A 15,446-nucleotide genomic window follows, 5' to 3' on the forward strand; every position below is an offset into this window, starting at 1 on the left:
TCAACTTTACTTTATGCGGTTGTTTCTACGGTTGTTTCTACGGTTGTTTCTACGGTTGTTTCTACGGTTGTTTCTACGGTTGTTTCTACGGTTGTTTATACATTTGTTTCCACATTTTTTCTACCCAACAAAGGCAGTCCCATGTTTTCCAAAATTCACGCGGTCGCCGAACAGGTCTCCCACATCATCATCGGCAAGGATGAACAAATCCGGTTAGCCCTGGTCTGCCTGTTGGCAGGTGGCCACTTGCTGATAGAAGATGTGCCCGGCGTCGGCAAAACAACGCTGGCCCACGCGCTGGCGATCTCTTTAGGTTTGCAGTTTAACCGTCTGCAATTTACCAGTGATTTGCTCCCGGCGGATGTGGTGGGGGTATCGATTTTCGACCGAGAAAAGAATCAATTCATTTTTCATCCCGGTCCTATCTTCACTCAAGTCTTGCTGGCCGATGAAATCAATCGAGCCACTCCCAAGACCCAGTCGGCCTTGCTAGAAGCGATGGAAGAGCATCAGGTCACGGCAGAAGGAAAGACCCGTGAGTTGCCGGAGCCCTTCTTTGTGATCGCCACCCAAAATCCTGCGCATCAAGTCGGCACCTTTGCCTTGCCCGAGTCGCAGCTAGATCGCTTTCTGATGTGCCTGTCTTTGGGCTACCCTGACGCCGCCGCCGAGCGCGCCCTACTGCTAGGTGAAGACCGTCGTACGCTGCTCAAAAGCATGCAAGCGGTGATGCAGGCGCATCAACTGGTCGAGGCGCAACAGGCTTTGCGACAAATCCACACCTCGCCTGCGCTGGTCGATTACGTACAGGCACTGGCGCATACCACACGACAAGGCGAGCTGTTTGCCGAGGGCATGAGCCCGCGAGCCGCGATCGCCTTATTGCAAGCGGCGCGCGCCTGGGCTGCGCTGGAAGGGCGCGACCATGTGATACCGGAAGACGTACAAGCGGTCTTGATCCCGGTCGTCGCACACCGATTGCGACCGCTCAAATCACTCAGTGGCAAGATTAGCCCGAGTAGCGACCTATTGCGCCAGCTGATGTTAAAGGTCCCCGTTTAAAAAAGGCAGCCGACCAGAGGCGCATATCCCATGCGCCTTGCAGGCCTGGCAGGCTGGGAACCCGCATGGAATATGCGCACTGAGCCTGCCTTAAAATGAAAACTCTATTTACTTACCTCACCTGATACTGCCAGCATGAATGTATTAACGCCATTAAGAACGAAATTTCGCCAGTGGCTATTTCTGGAGCGTCTGCCGGAAAACGGCGAGGTCTTCCTCAAGCAACGCCGGGTTTTTACCCTACCTAGTAAGGCGGGTTGGAATTTCCTGCTGCTCTTGTTATTGTTATTTATCACCTCGGTTAATTACAACCTGAATCTCGGTTTTGTACTAACTTTCATACTCGGTGCCTGTGCCTGGATCAACGCTTTTCTGGCTTTTCGCAATTTGGCTTATCTGCATTTACTTGCTGGATCGGTAGCGCCCGTGTTTGCTGGCGAAGAAGCACAATTTAATCTGAACTTGATGAATCGACGCAACTATCCGCGTTACGCTCTGCACCTTGGTTTTGCAGCTAAAGGCCACGCTGAGCAAGCGATCGACATCGCGGCCAACAGCCGCGTGACAGTGCAACTGAGCCAGGCCACCAGCCAGCGTGGCATGTTGCCTATCGCCAGAGTGCGGCTGCAAACCTGGTTCCCCCTAGGCCTATTGCGCGCCTGGAGCACCTGGCTGCCCGATGTGCAAGTGCTGGTCTATCCACAACCGGAAGCGAACCCGCCACCGCTACCGAGTTCAGGTCTGGCGAATAAGGAAGGGCAAGGCCAAAGCGGCGATGAAGATTTTTCCGGCGTGCGCGCCTATCAAAGCGGCGACCCGCTCAAACATCTGGCCTGGAAGCACATCGCCAGAGTCGATCTGGACGCTGGTGGCACGCTGATCTCCAAGCAATTTTCGGGAGGATCGGCGAGCGATATTTTTTTCGATTTCTCTCAGCTACCAGGCAATCTCGATCTGGAATTACGCTTGGCGCGTATGACTAGCTGGGTGCTGGAAGCCGAGAGCAAAGGTCTGAGCTATGGCTTCCAGCTAGGCGCACTGAGTTTGCCTGCCGCCAGCGGAGAATCACATAGACTGGAATGTCTGCAAGCGCTGGCACTATATGAGCTACCTGAGCTGAAAGGTGGCGCATGAAACCGCCGGCAAATTCCTGGTTCAGCAGTTGGCGGCAATGGAGAAAGTCGCCAGCCCTGGCGCGCGACAAGGCAAATACTTTGCTGTTGCTACTGGCCGGCCTACTGGTAGTGCTGCCGCATAGTTCGGCATTGCCGTGGTGGACCAGTGCCGCTTGCCTAGTATTGATGGGATGGCGCACTCTACTCACCGTAACCGGGCGCAGATTGCCATCGCTCTGGATCTTGACACCGATTAGCGTGCTTTTGATGGCGGCGGCCTATCTCACTTACCACACTTTACTCGGACGCGAAGCCGGCATCTGCATGCTCGCTTTGCTGCTGACCTGCAAGCTACTAGAAATGCATGCAAAGCGCGACATCTTTGTGATTATTTTCCTGAGTTTTTTTCTGCTACTGACCAGTTTTTTCAACTCTCAAAGCATCGCCAGCGCCGGCTGGGCGACACTGGCAACACTGGCGCTACTGACTGCACTCCTCTCGTTTCAATACACCGGCTTAATGCCCAGTTTATGGCAACGCATCAAACTGGCCATGCGTATTTTAGGCATGGCGATACCGCTGACCGTGATTGCGTTTTTTTTGTTTCCGCGCATACAGGGGCCATTGTGGGGTTTACCTGGGGATGCGAATACCGGGCGCAGTGGTTTATCAAACTCTATGACACCGGGGAATATCAGCAAATTAGTGCAGTCCGAAGAAATCGCTTTCCGGGTGAAATTTTCGGGCGCGCTACCGCCTAAATCCGATCTATATTGGCGCGGCATCGTCCTCAATCAATTTGATGGTCGCACCTGGTCGCATACAGACGAAACGCAGGCACAAGCGGACCAGGACGCGGCAAAAGATCACAACGCGGCTATACTGAATGGCGAGGCGGTGTCGCAGGACATCATCTTAGAGCCGAGCGGACAGGCCTGGCTATTTGCGCTCGACATTCCCGCCGCTGCGCCGAGCAAGGCTGGCTTGCTGGTAAAACTCAATCACCAGCGCGAACTAAGTAGCGTAACCGAGATCAACTCCCGTCTGCGTTACTCCGTTGTTTCGCATACGAGTTACCGTCTACAAGCGCAACTGAGCGCCAGCGACTTACAAAGCTCCTTATATTTACCGCCCAACTACAATCCCAAAACCCGCAACTACGCCGCGAGCCTGAAACAAGGTGTCAGCAATCCGCAGCAGGCGATCGTTGCGGTATTGAATCTATTTAGAAATGAAAATTTCAGCTACACCTTAGAGCCGCCCTTACTCGGCACCAATAGCGTAGACGATTTTTTGTTCGGCAGCCGGGCCGGTTTTTGCGAGCATTATTCAAGTGCTTTCGTGGTGCTGATGCGCGCCATGGGAATACCTGCGCGGGTGGTCACTGGTTATCAGGGCGGCAGCCTGAATCAAATCGACAATCAGCTGGAGGTGCGGCAGTCCGATGCGCATGCCTGGGCCGAAGTATGGCTAAACGGACGCGGTTGGGTCAGGCTTGATCCTACCGCAGCAGTAGCACCCGAGCGCATACAAAAAAACCTCGGTGCAACCCAAGCGGCAAGTGGCTTGGCGGGATTAATACAATTAAGTATGAACCAAAATTCATGGTTGGGTAGCAGTCTGAATGGCTTGCGCATGCGCTGGAATGCCGCCAACAACTCCTGGAACTTATGGGTACTCAATTACGATCAGGGTAAGCAATTTGACTTGGTACGCGCGCTCGGTCTGGAAGGTTTCGACTGGACTCAACTAAGTCTGATTGCATTTTTACTGATAGGCCTGGCGATGGCGGCGATGGCTTTACCCTTCATGCTGAACCGGCCACAAGTGACTCCTATCGATAGGTTATACTTAGACTTATGTCAAAAGATGGCACGCAAAGGCTTTCCGAGATTGCCGCACGAGGCTCCGCGGACCTATAGTTTGCGGCTGCAAAAACTAGTACCTGCACCGCAATATGGCGCATTACAGTCCTTTATTCTGGCCTATAGCGCAGCCAAATACGGAAAAACCATGGGAAGTGACAGCGCCTTACTCAAACAGCTCAAGGTCTTATTCGCGCGATGTCGCTAAACTGATAAATATGCCCACCTCCTTTATCCAATTTTTTATCATTATTTTATTTTGAACACTACACTACGCCTCGCGATTTCTACCCTATTGGCCGGCCTGATCAGCCTGGCACCTAGCGCACACGCTGGCACTAAAACATCGAAAAATTCGACACCAAAAACGGCCGCCGTGAATACCGAATTCGCCCACTTTAGCCAATGGAAAGAAGTCGCCGAATTCATAGCTCAGATGGAGACTAAACATGGCATGAACAAGACCGATCTGGAGACCAGCTTTAATCAAATACGCTATGTAGAAAGTGCCATACAATTGATCAAGCCTGCTCCAAATGGCAAACCAAAAAACTGGAAAGCCTACCGCGCGCGCTTCGTCGATAATTACCGCATCGAAGCTGGTCTGGCTTTTTGGGATCTGTACGGAGATGCTCTGGCAAGAGCAGAGAAACAATATGGCGTGCCGGCAGAAATCATTGTCGGACTGATCGGGGTAGAAACCGTATTTGGCCGAAATACCGGAAATTTTCGCGTCATGGATGCCCTGACCACGCTCGCCTTTGCCTATCCAGATACGCCAACTCGCGAGGCGCGCATGAAATTTTTCAGAGGCGAATTAGAAAGCATGCTGTTGATCGCGCGCGACTCTGTGGTTGATCCCTTCAGTTTCAAAGGCTCCTACGCCGGCGCGATAGGCTGGCCACAGTTTATGCCTAGCAGCATACGCAGCTATGCGGTGGACTTTGATGCGGATGGAAAAATAGATTTAATCGGCTCACCGGTAGACGCGATCGGTAGTGTCGCCAACTATCTGGCGCAGCACGGCTGGAAAGCTGGGCTGCCTACGGTATTTCCCGCCACTCTGGTCAATAATGAGAACGACGCCGGTAAATTGAACGAAGCGCTGGCGCAAGGTTTAAAAGCGAGTTACCGCCTGGAAGAACTGAAACCGATCGCCACCACCGCCAACCCAGATGCGCCGACACAACTATCTTATGGTTTAGTCGATTTGCAAAATGGCTTAGAAGCCACAGAATACTGGCTCGCTACCGAGAATTTCTTTGCGATTACACAATATAACCGCAGTTATTTCTACGCCATGTCGGTGATAGATCTGGGTAAAGTGATAGCTTCGGCAAGAGTTAAGTAAAAAACTAAATTTCGGTAAAACTTGGCTTAAACCGATAAAAAATTACTTATGTCAGCCGTTTGCACACAAAACAAAATTTTCTTCGATTAATATTGCTATATTGCATACCTTATACTACAGTAATGTTATCGAATGATACATTTGCGGCCGCTTAACGTAATGTGTCAATAGATTTAACAAATTTTATCATTCCCAAAAGTAAAAATTAGTCATTTTAAAGATACAATATTACCGGATGATTAATTTTTTATTGAAGCAACATTTTTCCGCATCAATAACCATATATAAAACAGCGAGGTAATTATGGCAAATCTGACCCAGCTTGAATCTGATGAAATCGACTACGATCCAAATAACTTATTGGATACTCTGATCAAGCAATTACATTTAAAAAACGATGCTGCTTTGTCGAGAGCACTCGAAGTAGCACCACCAGTGATCAGTAAAATCCGTCACCGTCGTTTGCCTGTAGGCGCATCTTTGTTGATACGCATGCACGAAATCAGCGATGTCAGCATCAAGGATTTACGTGGCTTGATGGGCGACCGTCGCGCGAAATTCCGCATCAGCGACAAGCAATTCAAACCAAAGGAAGATGGCAGCAATTAATATTGCTGCTTAACCGATTAAAGCCTGAGCGGCGCATGCGCCTACTCAGGTTTTTTTTCGTCCCAGCGTTTAATCGCCAGCCCGATGCAAATAGCTTGGCTAGCAGTTTCGCATATAGGTAAGCATATTGATGTTCTTCTCCGTAAATTATCAATACTCCCGCCTAGTATAAAATGAGTACGCAATAGGAATGTACGCAAAAAGGCCAGTTTTAAGACATACTCCCCTTTTCTGCAAGAGCATGAATAATCGGGCATGCCTTAGTTTGCGCGGTAGCCTCGCATTCATGGATCAATGAGGTCAACATTTTCTGCATCTTTTGCAAGTCCTCAAGCTTCTCCTCAACCTGTAGCAATCGATCTGCCGCCACTTTGCGGATAGCAATCCTATCGTCGTTGTCCTCCAACTGCAACAAGGTCGTGATCTCTGCCAAGCTAAATCCTAATTCCTGTGCGCGCTTGATAAACCGTATCCGTTGCACCAAGAGTAAGGGATAGGTTCGATAGCCTCGCGCCACCACGGGCACGGGCAACAAGGCGCGGCGCTGATAGTAGCGTATGGTCTCCAGCCCCACCCCGGCGGCGCGCGCCAATTGGCCTATTGTCAACTGGTCTGAAGTTTGATTTTTATCATGTGACATTTAATGATTGACTCCGTTCTTGGGTACAGGGTCTATCATAAGATAAAAATCGACTGGAGAATTTGCGATGACTCAAATCAAGCCCCCGCCTACGTCCGAACAACACGATGGCGCTTGTTGCGCAGCTAAGACAACAGAGGAAGTAATTACACAGTTAAGTGAGGCACCAAATACTCCGCTCGAGAAAAAATATATCGATCCTGTGTGCGGCATGAGCGTGAGTAAAAATACTGAGAAAATGGCCAGTTACCAAGGCAGCACTTATTATTTTTGCAGCGCATCTTGCGTGACTAAATTCAATACTGAGCCTCTGGCTTACGTGAAGGCAAAAAAACTCTTGATGCCGCTGGTGGCCGCTGCCGCGCCTGGCATAGCGCCGCTAGTCCACAGCAAAGCGGCAGCGGGCTGCTGTGGCGGCGAACACGAGGTAATCAATAGCGCTGCAGGTTTAAAAGATCCGGTCTGTGGCATGAATGTCACGCCAGATAGTCCGCACCATACCGAATACCAAAATACAACCTATTATTTTTGCGCCGCCAGTTGCCTGGAAAAATTTCGCCAGAATCCGCAGATCTGGCTAGATCCGGCGCAACGCCCGGCACCAAAAACTGCGGCCAAGGATGCCATTTTCACTTGCCCCATGCATCTGGAAATAGAACAAGTCGGCCCCGGCACTTGCCCAATCTGCGGTATGGCCTTAGAGCCGAAGGAGGCCAGTGCCACCGAAGATACCAGCGAGCTCGACGATATGAGGCGTCGTTTTAAATACAGCCTGGCTCTCAGTTTGCCGCTACTGATCATGACCATGGCCGATATGCTGCCAGGTATCAACATACACGGCTGGCTAGGAATGAGTGTATTTAGCTGGTTGCAATTTGCGCTGGCCACGCCAGTGGTACTGTGGGCAGGTTTGCCATTTTTTGAACGGGCGCTGGCCTCGTTCAAAAGCGGCCACCTAAATATGTTCAGCCTAATCGGCGTCGGCACCGCCGCCGCCTATCTATTTAGTCTGGTGGCTTTATTGTTTCCTGAGCTGCTGCCGCAAGCCTTCAAGATGAACGGTATGGCACCTTTATACTTTGAAGCTGCCGCCGTCATCATCACGCTGGTGTTACTCGGCCAAGTACTAGAACTGCGCGCCAGGTCACAAACCAATCTGGCGATTAAATCCTTGCTGGCACTGACCCCGGCTACAGCCATCCGCATAGGAGACAATGGCGATGAAAGCGAAATCGCGCTCGATCAAGTGCAATTGAACGATGTCTTACGTGTCAAGCCTGGTGCCCATATCCCGGTTGATGGCGTCTTGCTGGAAGGACGTTCTAACGTCGATGAAGCAATGATCACAGGCGAAGCTTTGCCTGTGACCAAGCAAACAGGCGATAAACTCAGCGCTGGCACCGTGAATCAGCAAGGCAGTTTTAGCATGCGCGCCGAACGCATAGGGCGCGACACCTTGCTGGCAAAAATTATCGATCTGGTGAATCAGGCTGGTCGCTCACGCGCACCGATACAAAAACTGGCAGACACGGTATCGGGCTGGTTTGTGCCCGGCGTGATAGCCATCGCAGTACTGGCCTTCCTCGCCTGGGCCGTGCTTGGCCCTAGCCCGGCATTAGCCAATGGGCTGATGGCAGCGGTCTCGGTACTGATCATTGCCTGCCCTTGCGCGCTCGGGCTGGCGACGCCTATCTCAGTCACGGTAGGGATAGGACGCGGTGCTACTGAAGGGGTGTTGATCAAGAATGCTGAGGCACTGGAAAGATTAGAAAAAATCGACACCCTGGTGATCGATAAAACCGGCACCCTGACCGAAGGCAAGCCAGCTTTGCAAACCATCGTTGCCGCGCCGGGTTTTAGCGAAGACCAGCTATTGTCTTTAGCGCTATCCATGGAAAAACTTAGCGAACATCCGGTCGCCAGAGCCATTGTCAATTACGCCGAAACACATCAAGCGCCAATCCTCAGCATCAGCGACTTTACCTCGATCACAGGCAAAGGCGTCAGTGCCAACTGGTCGGGTAAAAGCGTCTTGATCGGTAACCAGCATTTAATGCAAGATCATGCGATAGAGATGAAGGAGCTAGAGCAGCGCGCTACCGAACTCAAGCAATTGGGCCAAACGGTCATGATGATCGCCATCGACGGCAAGGCGGCCGGCTTAATCAGCGTGGCCGATAGCATCAAGCCTAGCAGCGGGCTAGCGATCAAACAATTACAGGATGCCGGCATCCGCATCGTGCTAGTGACCGGCGACAATCTGCTTACCGCACAGGCGGTAGCGAGCCAACTAGGTTTAAGCGAAGTACATGCCGATGTGCTGCCTGAGGATAAATATCGTTTTGTCCAGCAGCTACAGCAAGAGGGGCGCATCGTCGCCATGGCCGGTGATGGTATCAACGACGCACCAGCGCTGGCGCAAGCCGATGTCGGAATCGCCATGGGCACCGGCACCGATGTCGCCATGCACAGCGCCCATGTGGTCTTGGTCAAAGGCGATCTGAGCGGCATCGTCAAAGCGCGTTCATTAAGCAAGCATGCGATGAAAAACATACGGCAGAATCTGTTCTTCGCCTTTGCCTACAATTTTGTCGGCGTACCGATTGCCGCTGGCGTCTTATACCCATGGTTTGGGATCTTACTGAGCCCCATGATAGCCAGCGCCGCCATGAGTCTGTCTTCGGTATCGGTGATCAGCAATGCGCTACGCTTACGGCATAGCAAGTTATAGATATTTGCAGTCGCACTAAGCTTCCGGTTCATCGTCGCTACCAATGCAACGGAAACCGGAACTTTTCCTTTTGTACATCGCTGATACCGATAAATCTCTGATAACATGCAAAAAAACCTCGTCTTCCTGATAAGTTTTGATACTTTTCAGGAGACCTGTTTTTTACAACTTCAAAACTTTTTGGAGCATTTGCATGTCTCGTTCATCCCAATTTCCTCTCCGCCTAACTTCTGTCAGCCTGTTTATTTTGGCCGCAATCAGCGCTTGCAGCAAAGCGCCCGAGGCTCAGCAAAGACCGCCAGCTCCGGTGACGGTAATCAGCCTGGCGCCAGTCGATGCCCCTCTGACTAAAGAAATGGTGGGTGAGACTGCCGGGTTCCGTGATGTGGATGTGCGCTCTCGCGTCAATGGTATTTTCATCAAAAAAACTTATACCGAAGGCCAGATCGTGCAGGCCGGACAAGTCTTATTTGAAATCGATCCCGAGCCATATAAGGCGGCGCTGGATCAAGCCAAGGGGGTATTTTCGCAAGAGGTCGCCAAATTAGAAAAAGCCCGCGCCGACCGCGACCGCATCGCACCTCTGTATAAAGAGAATGCCGTCAGCCGTAAAGATTTTGATGATGCCAATGCCGCCTACAATACAGCCGTTGCCAGCAATAGCACGGCGCAAGCGAGCCTGAAACAAGCCGAATTGAATCTGGGCTATACCAAAGTCATCGCACCAATTTCCGGCACGACTAGTAAATTAGTGCAATCGGAAGGTAGTTTGATCAGCGCCAGCGGCGATTCAGGCAAACTCACCACCATTTCCCAACTCGATCCCCTGTACGTGAATTTTTCTTACTCTGAACAAGATAAACAGGAGCTCGATGCGGCGGTGCGTAGCGAAAAGGTCTCACTCAACGATCTAAAAAACCTGAGTGCAACACTCAAACTGTCGGATGGCAGCCTCTACCAGCACAAAGGAAAAATCAATTTCTCGGATAACCGGGTTGACCCTAAAACCGGCACCATCCGAGCCCGCGCCATCTTCAGCAACCCCAAGGGCGAATTGCTGCCAGGCCAATTTGTGCGCGTCACTCTCGATCTGGGCGTGAGGAAAAATGCGCTGGTGGTGCCAGAGCGCGCCATTATGCAATCGCAAGCGGATCACATCTTATTCACGGTCGACAAAGAAAATAAAGTGGTGCCAAAACCAGTCAAGCTAGGCAGCATAGTCGACGGCAAAGTCATCATAGAATCCGGTGTGCAAGCCGGAGAAAAAGTAATTATAGATGGACAGATGAAGGCCCCGCCCGGCTCCACCGTGAGTCCGACCGCGGCGACTGCCAATCAGTCTGCCAGCGCCGCCGCCAGCACCAAATAAGCGGAGGCCACATGTTTTCAAAATTTTTCATAGAGCGGCCTATTTTCGCCAGCGTGATCTCCATCATCATCGTGCTGGGCGGTCTCGCCGCCATGAAGTCGCTACCGATAGAGCAATATCCGGGGATTACACCGCCCGTGGTTTCTGTCGTCGCTTATTTCCCTGGCGCAACGCCAGAAGTGATCGCGCAGACCGTGGCCGCGCCGCTGGAGCAACAGATTAATGGCGTCGAAAAAATGATTTATGTGCAGTCTGGTTCCGCCTCAAACGGCCAGATGAATATGAATGTTTACTTCGCCATCGGCACTGACCCCGATCAGGCCACCATTAACGTTAACAACCGCGTCTCTGCGGCCATGGCGCAATTGCCCGATGAAGTCAAACGTCAGGGCGTCACGGTAAAAAAGAAATCGACCTCCATCCTAAATTTAGTGGCGATCAATTCACCGAATGGGCGTTACGACACCACCTTCCTGTCGAATTACGCCCTGTTAAATATCGTCGATGAACTCAAGCGTATTCCTGGCGTCGGCGATCTGACCATGTTTGGCGGCACCGATTACGCGATGCGCATCTGGCTGCGTCCGGATAGGCTGGCGCAGCTAAGCCTGACGCCGACCGATATTATTAATGCTATCCGTGAACAAAACTCACAATTTTCAGCCGGTAAAATTGGCGCGCAACCGACCAGCCAGCCTATCGATTTTACCTACACCGTGAACGCCCAGGGTCGCCTGAGCACAGTGGCAGAGTTCGAAAACATCATCGTGCGCTCCATGTCTGACGGCGCTAAAACCCGGCTCAAAGATGTCGCTCGCGTAGAAATGGGCGGTAAAGATTATGATCTGAAAGCCAAACTCAACGGCAAGTCGGCAGTAGCGATGGGTCTGTATCTGCAACCGGGTGCCAATGCCATCGGTGTCGCCGCTGCGATTACCGCCAAGATGGAAGAGCTCAAGGCGCGCTTCCCGGAAGGCATCGCTTATTCTATCCCTTACGACACCACCACTTTCGTCAAAATCTCTATCGAAGAAGTGCTGCATACGCTGCTCGAAGCGATCGTGCTGGTGTTCATCGTGGTGTATTTATTCCTGCAAAATTTCCGCGCTACCTTGATCCCCTGTATCGCGGTACCGATTTCCCTGATCGGTACCTTTGCCGGCATGCTGGCGTTCGGTTTCTCTATCAATTTGCTGACCTTATTCGGATTAGTCTTAGCGATCGGTATTGTGGTCGATGACGCCATCGTGGTGCTGGAAAACGTAGAGCGCATCATGAGCGAAACCAAATGTTCGCCGAAAGATGCGGCGATACAGGGGATGGAAGAAGTTTCAGGCCCGGTAGTGGCCATCGTCTTAGTGCTGTGCGCGGTGTTTCTGCCGGTCGCCTTCATGGGTGGTATGACCGGCGTGATGTACCAGCAATTTGCGGTCACCATCGCCGTCTCGGTAGTGATTTCCGGCATCGTTGCGCTCACTTTGACACCGGCCTTATGTGCGATTTTGCTAAAAAGCACCCACCATCAGCCGAATCGCTTTTTCGTCGGCTTTAATAAAATTTTCGATAAGCTCACCAATGGTTATGTGGGCGGTGTCGCTTTTCTGAATCGCCGAGTGGCGATCGCGTTTTTGATCTTTGCTGCGATTCTGGCTTCCATGGCGTTTTTACTTAAACATGTGCCTAGCACTCTGGTTCCGGATGAAGATCAGGGTTATTTGCTCAGCGTGGTAATGCTGCCCGACGCGGCCTCGTTAAATCGCACCGAACTCAGTGGTGCGCAATTCGATCAGATGCTGATGGCAAATAAAAACGTCGCCAATGTGGTGTCGTTTACCGGTTTTGATCTTTTGTCTGGTGCCGTCATCAGCAATAGCGGGATCTCCTTCGTTACTCTAAAAAATTGGGAAGAGCGGCGCGCCAAGGCGGATAGCTCATTCGCACTGGCGAAAACATTTCAGGGTATGGCGTATATGGGAATGAAAGATGGTTTTTCCGCCAGCTTTAACCCGCCACCTATCTCCGGTATGTCAACCACCGGCGGGATCGAAGCCTATCTGCAAAACCGCGGCTCCGGCAACACAGCGACATTCTCAACGGCGGTAAATAATTTTGTCGCCGAGGCCAAAAAACGTCCTGAGTTTGCCAGCGTCTCGACCACTTTCCGCGCCAATGTGCCGCAAATTTATCTCGACCTCGACAGAGAGAAAACCAAGGCCCTGGGCGTGAATATTAACCAGGTCTTCGATGCCATGTCGGCGACCTTCGGGCAGGTGTATGTGAATGATTTCAATCAGTTTGGCCGCACCTATCGCGTCCAATTGCAGTCTGAGGCAGATTACCGCGCCCGCCCTGACGACATCCGCAATGTCTACGTGCGTTCGGATAAGGGCGATATGATACCGCTGACCAGTCTGGTAAAAGCGAAGACATCGCTGGGGCCAGAATTGGTCGAGCGCTTCAATGTCTTTCAGGCCGCCAAAATCATGGCGACACCGGCCGCCGGGATTAGCTCAGGACAGGCGATTGCAGCGTTGGAAGAAGTAGAAGCCAGCCTCACCAGCAAGGACTACAAATTGCAATGGACAGGTTCGGCGTTTCAAGAGAAACAAGCTGGCGGTGCCGCTGCCATGGCTTTCTTAATGGGTATCGTGATGGTGTTCCTGATTTTGGCGGCCCAATACGAGCGCTGGAGTCTGCCATTTGCGGTGATTACGGCAGTGCCATTTGCCTTGTTTGGTGCCTTGCTCTCGGTGTTTTTAACTGGACTGACGAATAATGTTTACTTCCAGGTCGGCTTGATTACTCTGGTTGGCCTGGCGGCAAAAAATGCCATCTTGATCGTCGAGTTTGCCATCATGAAATATGAAGAAGGCGACACTTTACTGGAAGCGGCGTTGGAGGCGGCACGCTTGCGCTTCCGCCCTATCGTGATGACCTCACTGGCTTTTATTCTGGGTTGCGTGCCACTGGTGACCTCCAGCGGTGCCGGCTCTGGCAGCCGGGTCGCGCTCGGGGTGCCTGTCATCGGCGGCATGCTGGCCGCCACCGTTATTGCGATTTTCTTCATCCCCCTGTTCTTCCGACTGATCATGCAAATGAGTGAAAAGAAAAAACCCGTAGCCAGTTTGCCCGTTGCGACCGAGGCCACAGCAGGAGACCATCATGCATAAAACTTTCTATGCAAGACTCCCGATCAAATCCCTCAAATCCTCTACCTTGAGCATTGCGCCACTACTGGCAATGCTGTTGGCTGGCTGTGCCTTCAATCCATCAAGTAGCTTGCCCGTGATGGATCTTCCGGCAAGCGCCTCTGTCCTTAAGTCTGCTAAGTCAGATCAGCCAGAAAATCAAGCTCAACTGCAAAGCAATTGGTGGGAGCAATTTAACGATAGCGTGTTAAATCAATTGATCGCGGATGCGGATCAGTCGAATCAGAATCTGGCGCAAGTGACCGCCAGACTGGACGAGGCACGCGCCGTGTTTGGCATAACGTCTTCAGCCCAATTACCACGCATAGATCTGGCTGCTGCTGGTAGCACTAGTCGCCAGTCTGAAAATCTGGGGCGCGCTGTCAGTAATCCGAATAAAGACTATCAATTAGTCGGGCAAGCCAGCTGGGAGCTCGATTTATGGGGACGGGTACGCAATGCCAGCAACGCGGCCAGACAAGATTTGTTTGCGGCGGAATACAATCGCGATGCCGCCTTACTGTCCTTACATGCAGAAGTCGCCCAAAATTATTTTAATTTGCGCGCCCTGGATGAACAACTGAAGATCGCCGAAGACACCGTTAAATCGCGGCAAGAATCCTATGATTTGCAACAAAAACGCTTCCTCGGAGGTGTCACCTCTGAACTGGACGTGCGCCAGGCCGAGGTAGAACTGGCCAGTACACTATCGGCCTTACCTGATCTGAAACAGTCGATTGCGCAACTAGAAGCAGCGCTCAGCATACTCTCAGGGCAAGCACCGCGCGCGCTGATCGAACACGGTATAGAACGCGGCAAAACCATCCCCGATCTGCGTGTCGCTGATCCGGTTCCGGCCCAGCTCAGTTCCGATTTATTGCTGCGGCGCGCCGATATTGCGCAAGCCGAAGCGAATTTGCTGGCAGCACGCGCCAGAATCGAGGCGGCACGCGCAGCGTATTTCCCGAAAATTTCATTGACCGGCTTACTCGGTTTTGAAAGCAATGACCTGGGCAAGCTGTTTAGCACCGGCTCAAATATCTCTTCCTTTGTCGGCAACCTCAGCATGCCGCTGTTTGACAACGGCATGACAGCGGCGCAGGTCGATCAAGCCAAGGCCAGAGAACGCCAAGCCGCTGCCGTATATCAATTGGCGGTGCAGAATGCCTTTAGCGAAACCCGCACCAGCATCATCAGCAATCAAGTGCTGGGCGAAAAAGTGTTGAATGAAAAAACCAAGGTCTATGCCCTGCAAAGACAACTGCGACTGGCCAATTTGCGTTATGAAAACGGTTACTCCAGTTATCTGGAGGCGCTCGATGCACAACGCAGCCTGTTCAATGCGCAACTCAGTCTGATCAGTGCGCAACGCAACCAGATCAACGCCCGCGTAGAACTCTACAAATCTCTGGGCGGCGGCTGGCAACGCGCCGCTCAATAAGGAGTAAGCCCATGCGCTTAGCTTAGTTCAGCATAGAACGGCTACTCTCATGGGTCTAAGGTCCCACCTTAGCCA

The 15,446-nt window shown here is 51.9% G+C and carries 10 protein-coding genes; 9 read left to right on the forward strand and 1 reads right to left on the reverse strand.

Annotated elements, in window-relative coordinates:
* Positions 1 to 141: 141 nt before the first annotated feature.
* The 5 genes from ACO0K8_RS17370 (at position 142) to ACO0K8_RS17390 (ending at position 6,002) form a co-directional block, all read left to right on the forward strand.
* Positions 142 to 1,062: an AAA family ATPase gene (locus ACO0K8_RS17370; RefSeq protein WP_422947921.1), complete on the forward strand. Its 921-nt coding sequence runs from the start codon at positions 142 to 144 to the stop codon at positions 1,060 to 1,062.
* Positions 1,063 to 1,197: 135 nt separating this feature from the next.
* Positions 1,198 to 2,196, forward strand: a complete 999-nt coding sequence (locus ACO0K8_RS17375) for a DUF58 domain-containing protein (protein WP_422947922.1) — start codon at positions 1,198 to 1,200, stop codon at positions 2,194 to 2,196.
* Positions 2,193 to 4,250: a transglutaminase TgpA family protein gene (locus ACO0K8_RS17380; protein ID WP_422947923.1), complete on the forward strand. Its 2,058-nt coding sequence runs from the start codon at positions 2,193 to 2,195 to the stop codon at positions 4,248 to 4,250. Before ACO0K8_RS17375 ends, ACO0K8_RS17380 begins: the two co-directional genes overlap by 4 nt.
* 51 nt (positions 4,251 to 4,301) lie before the next feature.
* Complete coding sequence (gene mltB, locus ACO0K8_RS17385) at positions 4,302 to 5,393, forward strand: lytic murein transglycosylase B (protein WP_422947924.1); 1,092 nt, start codon at positions 4,302 to 4,304, stop codon at positions 5,391 to 5,393.
* A 303-nt stretch (positions 5,394 to 5,696) separates the two neighbouring features.
* Positions 5,697 to 6,002, forward strand: a complete 306-nt coding sequence (locus ACO0K8_RS17390) for a hypothetical protein (RefSeq protein WP_126126903.1) — start codon at positions 5,697 to 5,699, stop codon at positions 6,000 to 6,002.
* A gap of 211 nt (positions 6,003 to 6,213) precedes the next feature.
* Here the strand turns inward: ACO0K8_RS17390 and ACO0K8_RS17395 are convergent, their stop codons facing one another.
* On the reverse strand, positions 6,214 to 6,642 hold the full coding sequence (locus ACO0K8_RS17395) for a MerR family transcriptional regulator (protein ID WP_422947925.1): 429 nt from the start codon (positions 6,640 to 6,642) through the stop codon (positions 6,214 to 6,216).
* A 67-nt stretch (positions 6,643 to 6,709) separates the two neighbouring features.
* Between ACO0K8_RS17395 and ACO0K8_RS17400 the strand changes: the two genes are divergently transcribed.
* The 4 genes from ACO0K8_RS17400 (at position 6,710) to ACO0K8_RS17415 (ending at position 15,371) form a co-directional block, all read left to right on the forward strand.
* Positions 6,710 to 9,373: a heavy metal translocating P-type ATPase gene (locus tag ACO0K8_RS17400; protein WP_422947926.1), complete on the forward strand. Its 2,664-nt coding sequence runs from the start codon at positions 6,710 to 6,712 to the stop codon at positions 9,371 to 9,373.
* Positions 9,374 to 9,566: 193 nt separating this feature from the next.
* Positions 9,567 to 10,742, forward strand: a complete 1,176-nt coding sequence (locus ACO0K8_RS17405) for an efflux RND transporter periplasmic adaptor subunit (RefSeq protein WP_422947927.1) — start codon at positions 9,567 to 9,569, stop codon at positions 10,740 to 10,742.
* 11 nt (positions 10,743 to 10,753) lie between these two features.
* Positions 10,754 to 13,912 carry an efflux RND transporter permease subunit gene (locus ACO0K8_RS17410; protein ID WP_422947928.1) on the forward strand — a complete coding sequence of 1,053 codons (3,159 nt, stop codon included), beginning with the start codon at positions 10,754 to 10,756 and terminating at the stop codon, positions 13,910 to 13,912.
* Positions 13,905 to 15,371 (forward strand): efflux transporter outer membrane subunit, encoded by a 1,467-nt coding sequence (locus ACO0K8_RS17415; RefSeq protein WP_422947929.1) that lies wholly within the window; start codon positions 13,905 to 13,907, stop codon positions 15,369 to 15,371. Before ACO0K8_RS17410 ends, ACO0K8_RS17415 begins: the two co-directional genes overlap by 8 nt.
* Positions 15,372 to 15,446 lie beyond the last annotated feature (75 nt).

Source organism: Undibacterium sp. Ren11W, from assembly GCF_049340485.1.
Taxonomy (GTDB): Bacteria; Pseudomonadota; Gammaproteobacteria; order Burkholderiales; family Burkholderiaceae_D; genus Undibacterium.

Excerpts from the sequence above, each read along its gene's own strand:
- ACO0K8_RS17410 (WP_422947928.1), top strand. The coding sequence starts at position 10,754 with ATGTTTTCAAAATTTTTCATAGAGCGGCCTATTTTCGCCAGCGTGATC.
- ACO0K8_RS17370 (WP_422947921.1), top strand. The coding sequence starts at position 142 with ATGTTTTCCAAAATTCACGCGGTCGCCGAACAGGTCTCCCACATCATC.
- ACO0K8_RS17405 (WP_422947927.1), top strand. The coding sequence starts at position 9,567 with ATGTCTCGTTCATCCCAATTTCCTCTCCGCCTAACTTCTGTCAGCCTG.
- ACO0K8_RS17415 (WP_422947929.1), top strand. The coding sequence starts at position 13,905 with ATGCATAAAACTTTCTATGCAAGACTCCCGATCAAATCCCTCAAATCC.
- ACO0K8_RS17400 (WP_422947926.1), top strand. The coding sequence starts at position 6,710 with ATGACTCAAATCAAGCCCCCGCCTACGTCCGAACAACACGATGGCGCT.
- ACO0K8_RS17390 (WP_126126903.1), top strand. The coding sequence starts at position 5,697 with ATGGCAAATCTGACCCAGCTTGAATCTGATGAAATCGACTACGATCCA.
- ACO0K8_RS17380 (WP_422947923.1), top strand. The coding sequence starts at position 2,193 with ATGAAACCGCCGGCAAATTCCTGGTTCAGCAGTTGGCGGCAATGGAGA.
- ACO0K8_RS17375 (WP_422947922.1), top strand. The coding sequence starts at position 1,198 with ATGAATGTATTAACGCCATTAAGAACGAAATTTCGCCAGTGGCTATTT.
- ACO0K8_RS17395 (WP_422947925.1), bottom strand. The coding sequence starts at position 6,642 with ATGTCACATGATAAAAATCAAACTTCAGACCAGTTGACAATAGGCCAA.